We start from the raw sequence: 19,217 nt of genomic DNA on the forward strand, positions 1-19,217 counted from the left end.
ATTGATAAAAACAATTAATCTAAACACAATTTTTAATAAAAATATCGACCTACTAAAAGCAATATCGCGTAACACCTTTAAAATCTAAAAACTATTAGCACAAAGATTACCACTTTATAAAAAGTGGTCAATCAAGAAAAACAATGTAAATTTTATATTAATGAAAGACAGAATATTTAAAATTGTTCAATAATGCTTTTTGCCAAACATAAGACGTCTCAATTAAAACAATATTGACAATATAGTTATATCTCACTGTTTTTTAATAGAGATAATTTAAACGTACCATCAAAAAAATTTATTAAAAAATCGAAATCAATTTATAATTATCGATGTTTCAGCAAACACTTTAAAGACAATAGTCCAGGTTAACTTTCCCACACAAAATAATTACAAACTCTCGTCAGGATAAAAATCTTGTTTAGAATAAAGCTAAAAATTTATGTAACCCTTTTAGCATAGTGACTAAATTCTATAGCCACAGCCTGGATCTGGCAACTTTCCGTTGATTGAAAAATTGCAAACTGATATTTAAATTGTTCAGTCACTTGCGTTCCACCATACAACAAAATAACCCTTTAACCTTGCTCCTTGTTTTACTTCTGATCAATGCAACTTAACTCTGCATCATCAGAAATTATAAACGCTCTCATTATCACCTTAGCCCAAAATTAATTTTATACTTTTTAAATCAAATATTTAGCCAATCTATCCGATCAGCAGGTAAGCTTTACAACGGTATCGCCATCGTTAACACACTATAAATAAGCAATTTTCCTTAGCCGCTGCTCCCATTCGATTTTAAACAAAATCCCCTATACTTGAGTCTATGGTGAGCAAAAGAACTCAAAGGCCGGGTGATGTTGGTTCCTCAGCAAAAGTATGAGCAGGCACAAGAGCAAATCGATCAACTTATTCAAGAAAAAGAAAGCCTTGAGAGAGAGATCGAATCGTTAAAAGCCTCAGCAAGTCAAAGGAGTGGTTCAGACCACCCTCCAGAGCATGTTGTAGTCTTTACTGATACCATGGAGCTGTTCGGCAACACACTATCTTCAATACAAGGATCATTATCGCGTTTCTCAAGAGTGGCCCTTGAGGAGAATAAATCAGCACAGCAAGCTGTAAACTCCTCCCAGAAAACACAACGCTCAATTCGTGATATCTCTGACCGCCTTGTCAATATGAAAGAAGCAACATCACAAGCTTTTCAAAGTGTTGAGACCTTAAGTTTACGGGCTGAAGAAATCAGCGGCATCGTCGAGTTAATCAAAAACATTTCCGATCAGACCAATTTGCTTGCTTTAAATGCAGCGATCGAGGCAGCACGCGCAGGGGAGATGGGTCGCGGCTTCGCTGTTGTTGCCGACGAAGTCAGAAATCTTGCCAAGCGCACCAATGACGCAACCAGCGAAATAGAAAGCTTAGTCAGCCTTATTCAGTCCGAGACCAATGAGTCTTCTGATGTAATGGAAGATATTAGCAATAGCTGCTTGAATTTTAATGAAATGAGTCAAAACACATCACAACAAATGAATCATCTTCTTGATAAAATCCAATCCGTTGAGCAAACTTCATTCAAGGGCTCAACCTTCAGTGATATTGAATCCTTTAAAGTCGATATTCTAGTCCATAAGTTTTCACTGTACCAATTACTCATGGGTATCATCGATTATGATTCATTGTCTTTGCCCGATAAATCTCGCTCCAGGCTCGGGCAATGGTGCCACTATAACCGACGCAATCCAATCGGTCAGCTTGATGCTTTTCACAGTATCGATTATACACTCAGTCAATTTTACCAAGCTGCTGACCAAGCGCTCGCTGAAATTACCGATGGTAATATACAACACGCGCACCATCTTCTTAAAAGCATGGAAGAGCACAGTATCGAATTAATTAACGCTCTCGATCACTTAATTACCGTGGTTAAAAATCAGAATATCAGCCAACAGCCTACAGAAACGAGCCGAAATCGACGCTCACCATCTTCATCAGCACGTAAAAAAAGCCAATCTCAACCACGCTACGACAACAAAAAGCAATCTCATCAAGACAACGAGAAAAGACATCAAAAGCAATATTTTTCTAACCAGCCAATTGAAGATCATTACAATGATGACCAACCACAAAAGAGAACAAAAGCCAGTCGATTAAGATCTCACAAAAACACTAACCAATATTCACATCATGATGAGAATATAAAACCACAACCAACATATCATCGCCCTTTGGAAAAACCAGGAAAAACTAAAGTTCGGCAAGCCCAACAAAAGCCTGATCCAAACGAGCACAGCACTTATCATTCGGAGTGGTTTAACCAACCTAAAAAGCAACACCAATCAGAATACTATAAAGATGTAGATAACAGAGAGCGCCAATTAAGCGAGTCTGATCAACACCGCAGATTAACAACGCGTAGACGCTCTTCACAAAATCAAAGCAATTATCTCGAAAATCAAGATGACTACCTCACTACGCCTTATGAAAGTCAAAGTAAAGAGCCAGAAACACGTGATAAACCACCTAAACGTTCTCGCCAGTTAAAAGCACCCTCATCATTAAAGAAACCTTATCGACGACAACCTCCCCAGCAAGAGAGCTTTGATGATCAACAAGCCTTCTATGATGAGCCTCACAATGATGAATATAATGACCATAATCAAGGTGAAAAGCGTCCTCTTCTTAGAAAGAGACATAAACAACAAAATCCACTCGAAAGACCAGAACCAAGGCGACCTACTGCGCCACCTCCTTATGATGAAGAGGTGGATTGGCAACAACAACGAAGAATAAGTCATAAAGCAGGAAACCCACTTGATCGACCAGAAACAAGGCAGCGACCTGCCACACCCCCTTCTTATGATGAAGACGCAGATTGGCAGCAACAGCGCCCAAAAGAAAGCCAACGCCGACTACGTAATCGTTTGAGTCATCATCAAAGGCCACAACAAACAACACGTAATTATGATGATGGCGACTATGAGCAGGACCAAAGTCAAAATAATAGCCCAAGACATAACTTCGATCAGCAATACTCATCACGCAAAGAGCAGTATCGGCATAAACGACAACCACGCCCTAGCAGTCGTTATGATGATCATCGTTACCAGGGTGATGACAGTGATGACGATTTTGAGTAAAAAGATTGAATAAAAAGAGAATGTGAATACAGAAAAAGATAGCTATTGCCTTTACAACACGATTGCTCTAACATACCCCGATAGGGTATTAGAGCCATTAACATGCACACAAAACACCAACAGAAAAAATTATTGAATCGGGCAAAACGAATCCGTGGTCAAGTCGATGGAGTCATCCGCCTTCTTGAAAACGAAGGCGACTGCACAAAAATACTCAATACCATCACGGCATGTCGTGGCGCAATCAATGGGCTTATGGCTGAAATTCTTGAAGGCCACATCAACGAACATGTCATAAATCCCGAGCACGCTTCCGGCGAGCAACTTGAAGCGGCTGCCGACTTAGTTTATATCGTTAAGAAATATTTAAAATAACAAGCCAAACTCAATAAATTTTTCGATGAATACTATCGCCTTTTTGCACCTCGGCCTCCATCATCAATTGGATAATACTCTAGAGGTGCCTACAATGCTATCCCCTTAAAGGCTGTTACTTTACAAAATATAACGTATTTTTCTCATCAGCAGTACTCACAAACAAATAAAATAAAGCTTGACGACAGTTTATTCAGACCATAACATACCCCCATAGGGTATACATATTAACTCTTGTCACTACAACAACTTAACAAAAAATGTTTAAAAGTATTTACTATGAAGCTATTGGCCAATGTATTAACCAACCCTGCTTTTAAAAAACTCTTTACTGCTCAAGTACTTGCTACCTTCGGTACTGGCCTTTCCAGCATTGCCCTGGCTCAACTTGCTTATCACCTATCAGGATCTCATGCTGGCAGGGTCCTTGGTATTGCCTTAACACTAAAAATGGTCGCTTATATCTTTGGTGCCCCTTTAATGAGTTACATCTCAGCGAAAGTCCCTAATAAGCCCTTTATGATCACTATGGATCTAATTCGTGTATTATTGCTTAGCAGCATGTTTTTTGTTCAGTACGTTTGGCAGATTTATTTATTGATTGTCCTTATTAATCTATGTTCTGCAGGATTTACTCCAACCTTCCAAGCTTTAATTCCAAAGTTGTTTAACAATAAAGATGAATATACCCAAGCACTCTCACTGTCAAGAACGGCTTATAATTTAGAATCCTTATTAAGCCCTTTACTCGCTGCGCTATTATTATTTATCGCTCCTTTCAAAGTGCTTTTTATCCTTAATGCACTAACCTTTTTGATTTCTTCTACTCTCGTCTACTGTACTCCTTTTAAAGCAACCGTTCACACAAAATCGCGTGGCTTTGGCTGTCTCTATGATTACTTAACCGTTAAACCATTATTACAAGGATTATTACTGGTCTTTATTGCATCACTTGCAGGAGCCCTCGTCATTATCAATACGGTTGTTTACATCCAGGGTATTTATCATCTCAATGAAAGTATCATGGCTTTAACCCTCGCCATATTTGGGATCGCCGCTTTAATCACTACGATTATTATTCCAAGGCTCTCCACATATTTTTCTTCCTATAGCATCATGAAAGCCGGCGCAGGGTTTTGCATTATCGGCTTCACTATTGGTATACTCGCCCCAGGGCTGGCTAGCATTTTTATTATTTGGTTTATTCTCGGCATGGGGGCAAGCTTAATTGAAACACTTGTCGGACTCACCATTACAGAAAATATCAGTAAAGAAAAACAAAGCAACTATTTCGCCGCCTATTTCTCTTTGTCACATACATGCTGGCTGATCGCTTACTTTGTCACCGGCTGGATCGGTAATCAGATGAATATGCAAAGTCTATTTGTCCTGTTATTCTTGGCGTCAGCTATACTTTATCTATTCGCACTAAAGATAAAATCACCTAAACTCGCTGAAGATTAATTTATTCACCATTTAATAAGCGATATTCAGTACTCTATGGTATGCTTTATTTACTCAAATAATTTTAATTAACTAAATAATATCATGAACCACCAAATTACTGTATTACACACAGACATTACTCAGCTATCTGTTGATGCCATTGTGAATGCTGCCAATGAGTCTCTACTCGGTGGCGGCGGGGTCGATGGTGCAATTCATCGTGCTGCAGGTCCCCAGCTTTTGGAAAAGTGCAAGACACTCGGAGGTTGTCCCACAGGCCAAGCCCGCTTAACACCCGGCTATAAACTTGCTGCGCGCTTTATCATCCATACCGTTGGGCCAATTTGGCAAGGGGGAAAATATCATGAAAAAGAATCGCTCCACTCTTGCTATTGCAATAGTTTAAAACTTGCTGAGCAGCACAAATTAACAAGCATCGCTTTCCCAGCAATCAGCTGTGGCATTTATGGCTTCCCACTAGAATCAGCCGGTCAAATAGCAATAAATGCTATTACATCTTACCTCTGCCAATCAATTAAAGTCATCAACCTTGTAGCCTTTGATAAAGAAACCAAAAATATTTACGATAAAATTCTATCAAATTTATAATTATATTTATTTTAAAATAATAAACTATTAGAGCATTATTAAATTTAGCTAACTTAAATGCAACACTTAAAGTGCCAATAGATAAGCTTCTATTGACACTTTAATGATAATCATCACAATTAAACCAGCATAAAACCTATTTCTCAGCCATCACAGAGACTCAGACTGCATCGGCATGTTCAACGCTGAACTGACACGATCCATATTTGCAGATAAAATCCCTTGAATTGTTTTATGTTTGTATTTGCTTAAATAACTTTGTTGTTTTTTAAGTTCAATGAGCAAATTTGATAATAATTGCTGATGTTCTTTACAACAAGGTTGAATTATTTGATTAATAGAGTTGGGGTTTAAGCCTGTGCGCAAATCTTCAAACTTTCTAGCAAGATATTTGGCAGATAAATGTCGGCCTGTCAATTTATTACATCTTCTAATATGTAGGCGAATTCGCTTTTTCTTTTTAGTACAAGCGTATTTTTTCAAATCTGTGATGAGCTGTTTATATAGTTTATTTACTGTCATTCACCCTCCAAAATTTGGTGGGCCCAGCAGGACTCGAACCTGCGACCAATGGATTATGAGTCCACTGCTCTAACCAGCTGAGCTATAGGCCCGTCAATTAGTCACTAAAAATTTATTAATCATTTATATAGCTATATATCACTATAACTCAACCATTATACACCAACCCCAGGCAAATATTCAACCAAAAAAAACCAATAAAAATAATTAATTAAATTTTATTTAATATAAATTTATTTAAAAATTACAATCCACCAGTCTTCCTTAAGTTATAGCCAGAAAGGTCTAGCAAACTGAAAAAAATAAGGCTGACAATGAAAAAGATGCTAAGACTTAACACTGCCAGCCTTCAATCACAAGTCTGCCACCAAGAATGGCAGACTGTATTGACCCTGCATCCACTCCGACAAGCTTCTGCTTAACTTATAATAGCGCTTATCATCAATAAGAAACCATAATTATTACGAAAAATTTATCATTGACAGTAGTAAAATTGATCTCTGAATCAAAACATCTATTATTTACAACAAGTTAAATTCACTCTTGCCATTAATAGCCTTGAGCGTGTCTAAAAATATCATAAGTTTCACCATGATATTAGCTTGGAAATTTTAACAAACGGTGATTTGATTACGGCACATATAAATTTAATAAATCCTTAATCTTTTTTATGCTAATATATTCCACCTTATGCAACTCAACAATTAGAGTAACCTCAAAAAAACAGAACAACACATGCAAAAATATCAAAGAGTCAGCGACTTATTTATTGCTGTGCTCATTATTATATTCTATATACTTTTTTATGCAGGTCACCCACTTTTCTCGCCCGATGAAGGCCGTTACGCCGAAATTGGCCGAGAGATGCTGGCCAGTCACCAATATATTATTCCTTACCTTGATAACATCCCCTACTTTGAGAAACCTCCTCTCATGTATTGGCTGGTCAGTTTCAGTCAATATTTATTAGGGATAACAACAGCTTCTGCGCGCTTACCTGTTGTTCTGATTGCAATTTTTGGAATCATTAGCACGTATCGCTTTACCCGAACCATCTATGATCGCCGTACAGGACTCTTAACTGCAGGCATTCTCAGCACCAGCTTAGTGTATTATTGCTTGGGTCATTACCTCACTTTAGATATGCCATTAGCCGTGTGGCTCAGCTGTAGCCTCTTTAGCTTTCTGCTTGTCATTAAACATAGCGATAATCATCTTTGGCCTTATCGTCGTTATGCGCTCACCAGTGGTTATTTCTTTATTGCGATGGCCATTATGACTAAAGGCCTTGTTGGCTTTGTCTTTCCCTGTATGATTATCGGACTCTGGATCATTTTGCATTGGCGCTGGGGTTTAATAAAAAAGTTCGCATTATTTCGAGGACTAATATTTGTTGCTGTGCTGATCGTTCCTTGGCACGTGTTGATCTATCAAAAATACCACAACTTTATTAGTTATTATATTATTGATCAACAAATTTTACGCTACTCGACTCATATTGCTGGGCGCAGCATGCCAATTACTTTTTACCTTATTACAGTCATCGCCTCGACTTTTCCCTGGGTATTCTTGCTGTACGTCCACTGATTAATTGGTTTAAAGCCATCTATAAAAACAGGCACAATCAACCCATAGAAAGCTTTCTCTGGATTTGGGTGATTTCAATTGTTACTTTCTATGGCTTTTCAGACTCCAAACTTGTCACCTATACACTCCCTATTTTGCCTCCTTTGGCCGTGCTCATCGCTCGCTGGTTTAAATATTCTTGGAAAAATAAAGTAAAACTTGAAGCTTATATTATTAGCACTGGATTTTTATGTCTTGAAGCTGGATTTTTATTACTCACTTATCACCCTGAGTGGCTTATTGAAAATCCATCTAAGACTTATTATCTTAGCTGTTTTATTCTTGCGGGAATTTGCTGTTTTAATGCAATTATCCTGGTACTATTCAGCCGCAGCAGTGTACGGCGCTATTACTTCTCACTCGTTACAGTAACAACTGCTTTTCTATTATCAATATCTGTATTATTGCCCAAACTCTATACAACAGATAATATTTACCCTATCGCCCAAGAGCTAAACAAAAAGCTTCAGAAAACTCCAAATGCGACCGTTATTATGTATAAAAATTACTCGCAAGCTTTGCCCTTTTATTTACAACGAACTATTCTGATTGCTGATTGGCGCAATGAGCTCGACTATGGAGCCCACATTGATCCTGTTCGAGGAAAAAATTTGATTAGCTTGCAGCAGCTAAATCACCTAGCTGCCGATAAAAAACGAAAAAAACTCTGGGTTATCGTCGGTCAAGATAACAAGGCCGAGCTTGAAAACCAGCTTAAAATAAAGTGTGAAAAGAATAAGTCCTGGTATCAGCTATGCGCTGTTAATTAAAATAGAATAATACCTATAAGCCACAGACTTTAACCGTAATGCCCCGGGATTTTTTCTCTATTTACATAAGTTTGCGATCCTCTCAACTCTAAAGGCTGCTTATAACCCACACCTGTTGCGCAATACACACGAGCATTAGGCCAAGCAACAATAACATCCACATAACCAGGCTGTTCTTTATAGCCAGCGCTTGAATCATGGTAAGCTTTAAAATAATAGCTATTAAGGTTTGTCCCTGTTAATGCGAGTCTACCATGCCCTAAAGACTGGAGCCCATCTTGCTTATTACCTGCGAAACCTAAAATATTCTGACCATGATTCATCATCACCACTTGCACTTTCTGGCAATTACCGTCACTCCCACAAGGCGGCTTTCTTTGTGAAATTAATTTAACTGTGCAATGAAAAGCTGTAGGATGCCTTTGGGTAGAAGCCTGATTTAAGAAAAACCTTGTCGTTACAGTCTCTGTTAAGGTATTTGGATTATCGGCAAAAGTCACCAATGTTGCTGATAGCAAGCCGATTCCTAGCCCTATCTTTTTTAGCATCACCCTATCCTATTTAAATCCACAAAAATCAGATCATTTCATATTTCAAGTAACAAGGCAACCGTAAAAAGAGAACTATTTTCTATATAGCCAAATAAAACATCACTTTTCTCACCCATACAAAGTTTACACAAGCTACTGAAAAATCGGTAAAATGCCTAATAAAAACCGCAACATTAAGCATTCGTATTCAATAACCTATGCACTGCTATTGTTTATAAAAGCGAACGCTTTCTTGAAGTGGAAAAGGCAGCACCTTACAATTATAGAGGTTAACCAACAAGTTTACTCCCAAGTATGCTTTATAACAAAAACTCTCTTGGCCACTCTTAGTAGTGCTACTATACTGCTAACGGAGTAAAAATATTGTATATAATTAAACAATCTGTCAATAAAACAAGAGTTAATATAAAAATAAAATTAATTTTATTATTTTATTTTCTTATGATCTCCACTGTTCTGAGCGACCAGGATACATCGCTGCTGAGCCCGGAGAGCAAGCGGGATGCTTTTTACCAACCTCATCAAGCACCGTGTCGTAAATAAAACCATGGCGCCAGCAAATAACCTTATATTGATAGGCGAAGACAGAGCCGTCTAATAAGGACTTAGGCGCATCATTCGATAGTTTATATAGTTTTTCTTTTTGAGCACCACCGAAGAAGAATTGCGGTTTCATATCAAAATCGCGATACTTAGACTGACCATGCGCACTGACAACAACAAATGAGGAAATAAAACGAAAATCTGGATTTTTCATTTTATGTCGCAAGACTGGATCTTCATTAAACGCCTGCGCTAAGCGTTTTTCAAGATCATTGGGATATTTGGGGACAAATACAGTTGCCGTATAACTAATCCGTGGGTCTCGCTCTATCGCACGTTGTAGTCGATCACCATCAGCAGGATTTAAACGTTCAAAACGTAATGCCGCTTTGAATTTTTTAATAAACTCTTCATCCACCATTTCTTGGGCAATCTGCCTGACCGCAACTGTCGTTTTAAAGTAACCATCAACTTCATAACGCTTACTAATGTGCTTCATCACCCGACCATAGCTATCAATATGTGCTTTTGAAGCACCGGCAAGACGAAAATTATCATTGGCAACCTTCAAAGGTGTATTTGTACATGCGACTAAAAAAATAACTGCAAAAAATGCCAATAAATAGCCGAAAATATTATGATTGTGCCTCATCATAATCTTCCATATTTCTCTCTATTAAAGATCAAAGATGCAAATAAAAGGCCAGATTCTAAGTTTAAGCGATAGAAAACTGGTTATACTGATCTAGCAATTTATGATAACGTTTAATTTGTTTATCCGTTGCTTGATCCAGGTTTAAATCAATGGCTTCTAAATAATTTGCAATTTTATTCACTAACAGCCCTGGATTAACATGGTTTTTTTCATCGAGCAAGAGTAGCATCGCTTGTGCCGCATTTAAATTAACGCCGGCATTATCTGGCCGCATGCGTGTTGCCAGATCGAGTAAACGTGTTGCATCTGCATATTTTTCATTATAAAAATACTCGACACCACACTTATTCACTTCTTCACAACGATATGCCTGCCCACTAAATGCACTGTGCACTTGGACGAGTAAAGCCTCATTGTTTGCACAGCGCCACAGTAGTGACCTTAAAATTTCCTCACCTTCTTTTTTCAAGAAATCATTGCGATAAAAGCCTAAACCAATCTCAATTTCCTGTCGATCTTCCAGCAAAAATAAATGGCTATCGTAGCCTGCTTTAGCATTTAGGCTAAATCGTTCGATATTTTCAACATCACTCACACATGTCGCAATTTCAGCGCCAACCAAACACTGATTAATCTTTATATCCGCACTTTGCTTCTCATGCTTATCAACATAACTCATCACCTCAAGCGCACGATCATAGGCTTTAAAAATATCTTGGTCCGCTTTAACTTGCTCACGCAGTAATACCAGTAGTTGTAACCAGCTCTGTGGATTTGTTGAGCCATATTTCTCACGATGGCTCTCCATCATTTTATAAACCGCTTGCTCTGCAGCAACAAAATCCCCACAAGTCAAACTTAAATCGATAAACTGTTGCTGTTTATCGTCATCAAAAGGAGTTAAAGTCGCTCGGTGACCCAATACTTTCTGTGCCTGCGGTAACTGCTTAGTCTGCACCAACACTTCACACAAGCCATCTAAAGCATCAATATCATTTTTCTCTTGTTTTAATACTTTATAAAAATCACGTTTCGCCTGGCCTAATTCACCCGCTTCTAAACAAGCTCGACCATGAATAAGGTTCAACCAACGAAACTGGTCTTGCTGTTTAGGGAGCATTTCACAAAGTTTCTTAGCTGCATCATATTGCTGAGATGAAACATAACTCAATGCTTGCAGGCGAAAACACTCCAGCAAAGTATCCCGATCACCGCCATTTTGAATGCGCTTCTCACAAGCATTAACAACATTTTGATAATGACCTTCTTCAAAGCTTTCATAAAAGCTTTTAAAGCGTACTTTCGCTGGGTAATGCTGGCGCAGCGCACTCACATACATTTCTAAGTTATATGGGCGAGTTAATAAAATATCTGGCGGACTTTTAGCGAGCAAATGCTGTATCTTGGGAAATTTAGTTAATTCTGAAATTAAAATAAAAAGTCGTGATAAACGAATGATTTTCGCTCGATACAAACTATCAAAAACAGCAGGATGAATCTCTTCACTACGATGGCTTAAATCGTAAATTACCACAGCATAATTAGGCTTTAAACGGGCTTGCCAAGAATGATCGCCCACATAAATCGCATCAACGTTAGTGATCCCTAAATACTTTAATGCTGCAAGCTGGGGAGAGCGATTCGCCTTATCATCATAGAGTAATAAAACAGCTTCCTTCTGTAATAGCTCTATACTCATCACTCCCCCTATCGATCATCTACTCACGCTGACTAGGCAACAACTTCTCTTGACTTAACTCTCTCCAGGCAAATTTCTGCAACAACTGTGCCGCCTTTTCAATATCTGGATCAAAAAAACGATCCACTTCATAAAAGCTCACCGTCTCACGCAAGCAAGTTAATACCTGCATCAACGGTTTTGAGCTTTGTAAAGGTGCGCGCAAATCAATACCCTGACACACGGCTAATAGTTCAATGGCTAACGTTTTTTGCAAATTATCCGCCATTTTGCCAAGACGACGCGCCCCGTGTGTCGCCATACTGACATGATCCTCCTGATTGGCCGAGGTTGGAATGCTATCCACGCTGGCCGGATGAGAAAGCTGCTTATTTTCACTGACTAGTGCGGCGGCGGTCACTTGAGCAATCATAAAACCCGAGTGCACTCCATTACCCGGGACCAAAAAGGCTGGCAAACCGCTAAAATGCTCATCGACTAATAAGGCCAAACGGCGCTCTGATAACGAACCTATCTCAGCTGCGACTAAAGCCAGATTATCTGCGGCAAAGGCAACCGGCTCAGCGTGGAAATTACCGCCAGATAATATTTCATTCTCATCAGCAAAAATTAAAGGGTTATCCGTCACCGAATTCGCTTCGGCTGCTAAAATATTCGCAGCATGACGCAATTGATCTAAACAAGCGCCTAACACTTGCGGCTGACAACGCAATGAATAAGGGTCTTGCACCCGCCCCCGTTGATTGCGATGACTTTCCAACAAGGCACTGCCTTGCAATAAAGAGCGATAATGTGCTGCAACATCAATCTGCCCTTGCTGCCCTCGCGCTTGATGGATACGATCATCAAACGGCGTATCGGTTCCCCCTGAAGCATCAATCGCCATCGCCCCACAGGCCATACTTGCTAGCAATAAGTCCTCTAGAACAAAATAATTCTTTAAACAAATCGCTGTAGACACTTGTGTGCCATTATTTAAGGCGAGGCCTTCTTTAGCACCTAAAGTAACAGGCTTTAAACCAGCCCGATTCAAGCCCTCGCGAGCTGGCATGATTTCACCATTGACTCGCACCTCACCTTCACCGAGTAATACAGCTCCAATATAAGATAAAGGGGCAAGATCCCCCGACGCCCCTACAGAGCCCTGCGCACGAATGCATGGATAAACTTCGTGATCAACAAGTGCAATTAAAGCATTGGCAACCGTTTCACTAATGCCCGAGTGACCACGCAACAAGGCTTTTAGCTTTAAGACTAAAATTAACCGTACTGTATCATCATCAAGGTATTCTCCAACCCCTGCAGCATGTGAGAGAATAATGTTCTTCTGTAACTCTTCGAGCTGATCATGACTAATCGAGCGTTTGGCAAGAATACCAAAACCGGTATTAATGCCATAAACGGTTTTATCTTCAGCGATGACATTCATCACCACCTCGCGGCTTTTGCGCACATCCTGCCAAACCGCCTCAGTCACTTTTAATGTTACCGGTCCATCGATAATATGTTTAAGTGTCACCAAACTCAAAGGAGAGTGATCAATATTAATTAACTGCATTAACCTATCTTCCCTATTTTAATTGTTTTTACCATTTATCATGGGCAAATCAAGATTATTTTCATGAGCACAATCTATGGCTTGCTGATAACCTGCATCAGCATGGCGCATCACCCCAGTTGCCGGGTCATTCCAAAGCACCCTCGATAAACTTTCATGCGCACGATCACTACCATCAGCAACAATCACCATACCGGCATGTTGTGAAAAGCCCATACCAACGCCGCCACCATGATGCAAACTCACCCAAGTCGCACCACTGGCCGTATTGAGCAAAGCATTCAATAATGGCCAATCCGACACCGCATCCGAACCATCTTGCATACTTTCAGTCTCACGATTTGGGCTCGCTACTGAACCTGAATCTAGATGATCACGACCGATAACAATCGGTGCTGATAATTCACCGTTTTTTACCATCTCATTAAAAGCCAAGCCTAAACGCGCACGATCTTTTAAGCCCACCCAACAAATGCGTGAAGGCAAGCCCTGGAATTGAATTTTTTCACGTGCCATATCCAACCATTGATGAAGATGCTTATTATCGGGTAATAATTCTTTAACTTTCTGATCAGTTTTATAAATATCTTCAGGATTTCCAGACAATGCGGCCCAACGAAACGGCCCAACGCCTTCGCAGAATAATGGACGAATATAAGCAGGAACAAAACCAGGGAAGTCAAACGCATTTTTCACACCAGCCTCTAAGGCCATCTGCCGTAAATTATTGCCATAATCAAAGGTCGGAATCCCTAATTTATGAAACTCCAGCATCGCTTTGACATGAATTGCCATTGATTCTTTTGCCGCTTTCACCACTTGCTCAGGGTTTTCTAAGCGCATTTTTTCCGCCTGCTCCAAACTCCACCCCATCGGCAAATAGCCATTTAAAGGGTCATGTGCACTGGTTTGGTCTGTCACAAAATCAGGCTTAATACCGCGCTTTATCAATTCTGGCAAAACCTCAGCTGCATTGCCTAATAAGCCCACAGATAGGGCTTTTTTCTCTTTGCAAGATTTTTCAATTAAGGTTAAAGCCTCATCTAAACTTTCTGTTTTAATATCTAAATAGCCCGATTGAATACGTTTTTCTATACGTGTTGGGTCGCACTCTACTGCCAATATGCTCGCCCCTGCCATCGTTGCCGCTAAGGTTTGCGCACCGCCCATGCCTCCTAAACCTGCCGTTAAAATCCAACGCCCAGCCATCTCACCTTGATAGTGTTTTTTCGCCGCACTGACAAAGGTCTCATAAGTTCCCTGAACAATGCCCTGACTACCAATATAAATCCAAGAGCCTGCAGTCATTTGCCCATACATCATCAGGCCTTTTTGGTCTAATTCATTAAACTTTTCCCAGCTCGACCAAGCAGGAACTAAATTAGAATTAGCAATGATCACCCGTGGAGAGTATTCATGAGTTTTAAATACGCCGACAGGCTTCCCTGATTGAACGAGTAAAGTTTCATCATTTTCTAAACGCTTTAATGTTTCAGTAATTTTATCAAAACAAGACCAATTCCGTGCCGCACGGCCAATGCCGCCATAAACAACTAATTCTTCTGGTTTCTCCGCCACTTCTGGATCTAAATTATTGCAGAGCATACGCAGTGCCGCTTCGGTCTGCCAAGATTTAGCCTGTTTTTTCTCTCCGGTACTCGCTTTTATTGTACGTGCTTTATCAATTCGATTGTTAATACTCACCATATTCTCCACTTTCTAAAATAATAAATAAACTACGATCTATTTTAGTTAAATTATTTCAATAAAACTTAACTATAATTTAAAAATTAAGGGTAAATCACATAACCTTTTTTAACTGTTTGCTGGCAGAAATTAATCCCTGTGTAATAGACCAAATCAACAATTTGTTCAATATCCCAAAGCGCAAAATCCGCTTGCATGCCAACTTTTAACTGACCTATTCGATCGGCCATACCCAGCGCTTTTGCCGCATTAACCGTGACACCCTGAAATGCTTCTAATACTGTTAAACCTAAAAAAATTGCAGGCAAAATTCATCGCTAAAGGCAAAGACGTTACTGGTGAACTTCCTGGATTAAAATCAGTGGCTACTGCCATTTCAATACCGGCCTCACGTAATGCCGCAACATTAGGGGCTTGCTTTTCTTGCAAATAATAATAAGCACCCGGTAATAACACAGCAACACTACCTGCTTTTTTAATCTCCTCAAGTGCATTTAAATTTAAATACTCTAAGTGATCAACCGATAGTGCACTAAAACGCGCAGCAACTTGACTGCCACCTTGATCTGAAAGCTGCTCCGTGTGCAATTTTACAGGTAAATTTAACGCTTTAGCTTTATCAAATAATAACCGAATATCTTCCTTACTAAAGGCAATATTTTCACAAAAGCCATCTACTGCATCAACGAGACCTTGCTGGTGAAACTGTTCTAGCATCTGACAAACCGTGTTTATATACGCTTCATGTGTGCCGTTAAAATCTTTAGGTAAACAGTGCGCTCCTAAAAAAGTTGCTTGAATATCAATAGGCATTTTGCTTTTTAAAGAAGCAATGACGTTTAAAATCTTCTCTTCTTCTTTTAAAGACAGGCCATAACCCGACTTAATCTCACAGCTGGTCACCCCTTGAGCAATCCAGTGCTCTAAACGACCTTCGGCAAAATCAAAGAGTGTATCTTCATCCGCTTCCCGTGTCGCTTGCACAGTGGACCAAATTCCACCACCATTTTCAGCAATTTCTTGATAGCTTTTTCCGGCCAAGCGCTCAGCAAATTCATTGGCACGATCACCTGCATAAACCATATGCGTGTGACAATCAATTAAGCCTGGCGTTAAATACATCCCCTGACCATTATAAACTTGAGTGTCTATGCCAATATAATCTTCATTTAACTCTTCTTCTTGGCCTAACCACACGATCGTGCCATCTTTAACGGCAATTGCACCATCATTAATTACCCCAAAGTCAGCACCGGTCATGGTAACCAAATTGACATTTTTCCAAACTTGTTGCCATTTCATTGTTTTTTCTCCTGCCAAAGGTGTATAACATCATTGAGTAAATAAGCTGCAAGACGTGCCGTTTGACAGCCTTGATCATAACAAGGTGCAAGCTCTGCAATATCAAAACCAATCAAATCGACCATATTAATAATATCTTGTAGTAATGTTTGTACCTGCTCAGAATATAAGCCCAGAGCCTGTGGTGCACTCACAGCTGGTGCAATATTTTGAGCAAACACATCCATACACAAAGTTAAATAAACAACATCTAGCGGCTGGCAAAACTGGGCTATTTTTTCTTTCGCTTGTGAGTAATTATTTTTGACATCACATGCCTGAATCATGTTTACATTTAAAGAACGAGCTGTTTCAAAAAGTAAGCTTGTATTCGCATAAGGCTGCACACCGATGCAGCAATAATAAAATTCCTGATTATTATCCTTACAAAAATCAGCAAGCTGCTTAAAAGGTGTTCCTGATGAGCCTTGTACCCCATTCACTAAGGGCCTTAAATCTAAATGCGCATCGAGGTTAATCACTCCTATTTTTTTCCTTGCTCAAATGCTGCTTTAAATAAGCCTTGACCATGCCCCCAAGCAATTTCATGTCCCCCACCCAAGGCAATCGACAAGATATTTTTTAGCGCTAATTGTTCGCTCAATGCTGCAAGTTTGGCCTGTGCTAATTCAAGATTATCATCCTGACATTGAATATCACCAAGATCAGCAATATTAAATTCATTATGTACAGAGAAACTCGCCAATGCTTGCCTAAGTACTTTAGGGCCATCAAACGCCCCTGGGCGACCTAAATTACGCTTCACCCCTTCATCTGAACAAAAACCCGTTAAAGCGATATCATACTGTTGGCTTAACTGCTGATACTCTAAAACCTGTACCGCTTGAAAAAAGCGCTTGGCTCCTCTCCCATCATCACGCCCTTGCCACACACTCGGCGCTTGATCAATCAACTGCACCACAATCTCCTTACCTCTCCCTTTGCAAGACACTATACTACTCTATGGCGCACAATGACCAGGAGTTTTTGGAAAAAGCTATTTTGCAGTGCAAATTAACAAGATTAAACCAATAAATTAACCCTCATTGAATCACATTATATTTGCCGATGAAAAAAATCACTCAAAATCAGATCAAAGAAAAGCTAAAAACGACCTACATAGAGTGTAAACTTTATTAGAGCGTGGCAGGCTAGAGATAACGACAATCCATTTGAATGTTGTAGTCAAACTGGAGTGATATAAAATGAAAACGATTTTAAGTTTTTTAACTGGATTAATCGGAATATTTATGACAGGAACTTCTGCAGCAGAATTAATTGTATTAGCTTCACCACCCAAAATCGACTCTTATTATGAAAAGGTGCAAGATAAAATTATAGATTTTCAAATAAACTATGCAAGACAAATTATAAAAAATGGTGATAATGTTCTTATTTTGAGCACAAAAAAACTCTACAACGAATATGCTGACGCGCTTGGAAACAAACGGGTAATAATCTCTCCAATGTGGGATATATGGATGCGCGATTTCACCCTTGCAAATCCTGAAAGTCCAGTCATGTTTCGATATACTGCTGCTGGACAAGGAGGTGGCAAAGAAGGTCAAACTCAATCTGATGAAGTGCAGAGTATTTTTTATCAGTTGGCGAAAAAAAGTAGGACTCAATTTTAAAGACTCAAGCCTTTTAAATGACGGGGGTAACTTCGTCGATGATTATGCAGGGAATGTTGTAATCAGCACTAAATTTCTTGCGGATAATCACCTTTCTGAAAAGCAAGCACGTGAAAAATTACGCACTCTAACCGGAGTAAAACATATCGCTTTTATAGAAGCAGATGAACAAGGTGGACTTGAACATGCTGATGGTGTTGTTAGCTTTGTTGGTAAAAATACGCTGGTGATTAACTCTTACCCCGAAGATCTGAAATATTCTAAACAATTAAAGGAAGATTTAAGACAACAGTTACCCGGTGTTAAGATCCATGAAATAACAACCCCTTATGATGGTCGTCAAATTTACGATAACCGCTTTGGCTCGGCGTGCGGCTTATATACCAACATGTTAGTCACAAAAAAACGTATCTATTTCCCTCAATTTGGTATACCACAGGATAAACTTGCATTAAAGCAAATTCGAGCAGTGACATCACGAAAAGTTATTCCAGTGTTATCATCTCAAGTCTGTAATATGGGTGGCGGGGTGCGTTGCATGTCTCTGCAAATACGAGGAGATAACGCACGAAAACTATTAAAGTATGCTGCCAACCACTAACTTTTAATTGTCTTTTATGTAAGGTGATTATTCTTGTTTTTTCACGACGCCCGTGTTAATAAAAGTGAAAGAAAGTTGCAGAATAATCCAGAACTATTCATGTAAAACAAGCACATCACATTGCGCTGCATGAATAATGGCATTTGTTGTTGATCCTAGCAACCAACTAAAGTCCATCTTGTTATGCCGGCCAACAATCACTAAGTCTACGCCAAGCGATTCAACCAAATCAAGCAAACCATTTTTTGGGGGTATCAACAATCACGTGTTGCATAGATTCAGGAACATCCAGAGGCTTGCAAAATTCGGCAAGTTCCTCTTTGGCAACGCTTTGGCGTGAGGTTTCCAAACCATCGACAACAACCACACCGGGGTATGCCATAGTCACGGGCTCAACAAAATTGACAACACTTAATTTAGCACCAAAAACAGCTGAAAAC

At 39.4% G+C, this 19,217-nt stretch carries 19 protein-coding genes, 1 tRNA gene and 1 pseudogene; 8 read left to right on the forward strand and 13 right to left on the reverse strand.

Annotated features, from left to right (window positions below):
• Positions 1-860 precede the first annotated feature (860 nt).
• The 4 genes from BGC07_RS04130 to BGC07_RS04145 all read left to right on the forward strand — a co-directional run bounded on the left by BGC07_RS04130 (position 861) and on the right by BGC07_RS04145 (position 5,570).
• On the forward strand, positions 861-3,140 hold the full coding sequence (locus BGC07_RS04130; protein ID WP_069312070.1) for a methyl-accepting chemotaxis protein: 2,280 nt from the start codon (positions 861-863) through the stop codon (positions 3,138-3,140).
• A gap of 102 nt (positions 3,141-3,242) precedes the next feature.
• Complete coding sequence (locus BGC07_RS04135; RefSeq protein ID WP_069312071.1) at positions 3,243-3,515, forward strand: metal/formaldehyde-sensitive transcriptional repressor; 273 nt, start codon at positions 3,243-3,245, stop codon at positions 3,513-3,515.
• Between the two features lie 279 nt (positions 3,516-3,794).
• Positions 3,795-4,979: an MFS transporter gene (locus BGC07_RS04140; protein WP_069312072.1), complete on the forward strand. Its 1,185-nt coding sequence runs from the start codon at positions 3,795-3,797 to the stop codon at positions 4,977-4,979.
• Positions 4,980-5,063: 84 nt separating this feature from the next.
• Complete coding sequence (locus tag BGC07_RS04145; RefSeq protein ID WP_069312073.1) at positions 5,064-5,570, forward strand: O-acetyl-ADP-ribose deacetylase; 507 nt, start codon at positions 5,064-5,066, stop codon at positions 5,568-5,570.
• Between the two features lie 150 nt (positions 5,571-5,720).
• Here the strand turns inward: BGC07_RS04145 and BGC07_RS04150 are convergent, their stop codons facing one another.
• Both BGC07_RS04150 and BGC07_RS04155 read right to left on the reverse strand, forming a co-directional pair.
• Positions 5,721-6,092, reverse strand: coding sequence for a hypothetical protein (locus BGC07_RS04150; protein WP_069312074.1), 372 nt, complete (start codon positions 6,090-6,092; stop codon positions 5,721-5,723).
• A gap of 15 nt (positions 6,093-6,107) precedes the next feature.
• Positions 6,108-6,184 (reverse strand) — tRNA-Ile (locus BGC07_RS04155).
• A gap of 643 nt (positions 6,185-6,827) precedes the next feature.
• Between BGC07_RS04155 and BGC07_RS04160 the strand changes: the two genes are divergently transcribed.
• Together BGC07_RS04160 and BGC07_RS04165 are read left to right on the forward strand one after the other, a co-directional pair.
• Positions 6,828-7,679 carry an ArnT family glycosyltransferase gene (locus tag BGC07_RS04160; RefSeq protein WP_069312075.1) on the forward strand — a complete coding sequence of 284 codons (852 nt, stop codon included), beginning with the start codon at positions 6,828-6,830 and terminating at the stop codon, positions 7,677-7,679.
• A 68-nt stretch (positions 7,680-7,747) separates the two neighbouring features.
• Positions 7,748-8,488, forward strand: a complete 741-nt coding sequence (locus tag BGC07_RS04165) for a hypothetical protein (protein WP_069312076.1) — start codon at positions 7,748-7,750, stop codon at positions 8,486-8,488.
• Positions 8,489-8,517: 29 nt separating this feature from the next.
• Here BGC07_RS04165 and BGC07_RS04170 read toward each other — a convergent pair whose 3' ends face one another.
• The 9 genes from BGC07_RS04170 to BGC07_RS23045 form a co-directional block, all read right to left on the reverse strand.
• Entirely contained in the window at positions 8,518-9,036 is a 519-nt protein-coding gene (locus tag BGC07_RS04170) for a hypothetical protein (protein ID WP_069312077.1), read from the reverse strand.
• Positions 9,037-9,478: 442 nt separating this feature from the next.
• Complete coding sequence (locus BGC07_RS04175; protein ID WP_235602917.1) at positions 9,479-10,237, reverse strand: hypothetical protein; 759 nt, start codon at positions 10,235-10,237, stop codon at positions 9,479-9,481.
• Positions 10,238-10,298: 61 nt separating this feature from the next.
• The gene (locus BGC07_RS04180; protein ID WP_069312079.1) at positions 10,299-11,936 is read right to left on the reverse strand and encodes a tetratricopeptide repeat protein; all 1,638 of its coding nucleotides are present in this window, start codon (positions 11,934-11,936) and stop codon (positions 10,299-10,301) included.
• Positions 11,937-11,955: 19 nt separating this feature from the next.
• Complete coding sequence (hutH, locus tag BGC07_RS04185) at positions 11,956-13,494, reverse strand: histidine ammonia-lyase (RefSeq protein WP_069312080.1); 1,539 nt, start codon at positions 13,492-13,494, stop codon at positions 11,956-11,958.
• A gap of 18 nt (positions 13,495-13,512) precedes the next feature.
• Positions 13,513-15,201, reverse strand: coding sequence for a urocanate hydratase (gene hutU, locus BGC07_RS04190; protein ID WP_069312081.1), 1,689 nt, complete (start codon positions 15,199-15,201; stop codon positions 13,513-13,515).
• Positions 15,202-15,284: 83 nt separating this feature from the next.
• Positions 15,285-15,431 (reverse strand): hypothetical protein, encoded by a 147-nt coding sequence (locus tag BGC07_RS23035; protein ID WP_268801607.1) that lies wholly within the window; start codon positions 15,429-15,431, stop codon positions 15,285-15,287.
• Between the two features lie 19 nt (positions 15,432-15,450).
• The gene (gene hutI, locus BGC07_RS21015) at positions 15,451-16,503 is read right to left on the reverse strand and encodes an imidazolonepropionase (protein ID WP_201258113.1); all 1,053 of its coding nucleotides are present in this window, start codon (positions 16,501-16,503) and stop codon (positions 15,451-15,453) included.
• Entirely contained in the window at positions 16,500-17,024 is a 525-nt protein-coding gene (locus tag BGC07_RS23040; RefSeq protein ID WP_268801608.1) for an arginase family protein, read from the reverse strand. The genes hutI and BGC07_RS23040 overlap by 4 nt, the downstream gene beginning before the upstream one ends.
• Before the next feature lie 2 nt (positions 17,025-17,026).
• The gene (locus BGC07_RS23045; RefSeq protein ID WP_268801609.1) at positions 17,027-17,461 is read right to left on the reverse strand and encodes an arginase family protein; all 435 of its coding nucleotides are present in this window, start codon (positions 17,459-17,461) and stop codon (positions 17,027-17,029) included.
• A gap of 286 nt (positions 17,462-17,747) precedes the next feature.
• Here BGC07_RS23045 and BGC07_RS21160 point away from each other — a divergent pair, with 286 nt between their 5' ends.
• Both BGC07_RS21160 and BGC07_RS21165 read left to right on the forward strand, forming a co-directional pair.
• Positions 17,748-18,176 (forward strand): hypothetical protein, encoded by a 429-nt coding sequence (locus tag BGC07_RS21160; RefSeq protein ID WP_201258114.1) that lies wholly within the window; start codon positions 17,748-17,750, stop codon positions 18,174-18,176.
• Positions 18,094-18,777, forward strand: a complete 684-nt coding sequence (locus tag BGC07_RS21165; protein WP_235602918.1) for an agmatine deiminase family protein — start codon at positions 18,094-18,096, stop codon at positions 18,775-18,777. The genes BGC07_RS21160 and BGC07_RS21165 overlap by 83 nt, the downstream gene beginning before the upstream one ends.
• Positions 18,778-18,870: 93 nt before the next feature.
• On the opposite strand, the gene BGC07_RS21730 is transcribed toward BGC07_RS21165, so the two are convergent.
• Both BGC07_RS21730 and BGC07_RS21735 read right to left on the reverse strand, forming a co-directional pair.
• Positions 18,871-19,005 carry a universal stress protein gene (locus BGC07_RS21730; RefSeq protein ID WP_235602919.1) on the reverse strand — a complete coding sequence of 45 codons (135 nt, stop codon included), beginning with the start codon at positions 19,003-19,005 and terminating at the stop codon, positions 18,871-18,873.
• Between the two features lies 1 nt (position 19,006).
• Positions 19,007-19,217, reverse strand: a pseudogene (locus BGC07_RS21735) (universal stress protein); the annotation flags it as partial.

Origin of the sequence: Piscirickettsia litoralis, from assembly GCF_001720395.1 — a bacterium.
Taxonomy (GTDB): Bacteria; Pseudomonadota; Gammaproteobacteria; order Piscirickettsiales; family Piscirickettsiaceae; genus Piscirickettsia; species Piscirickettsia litoralis.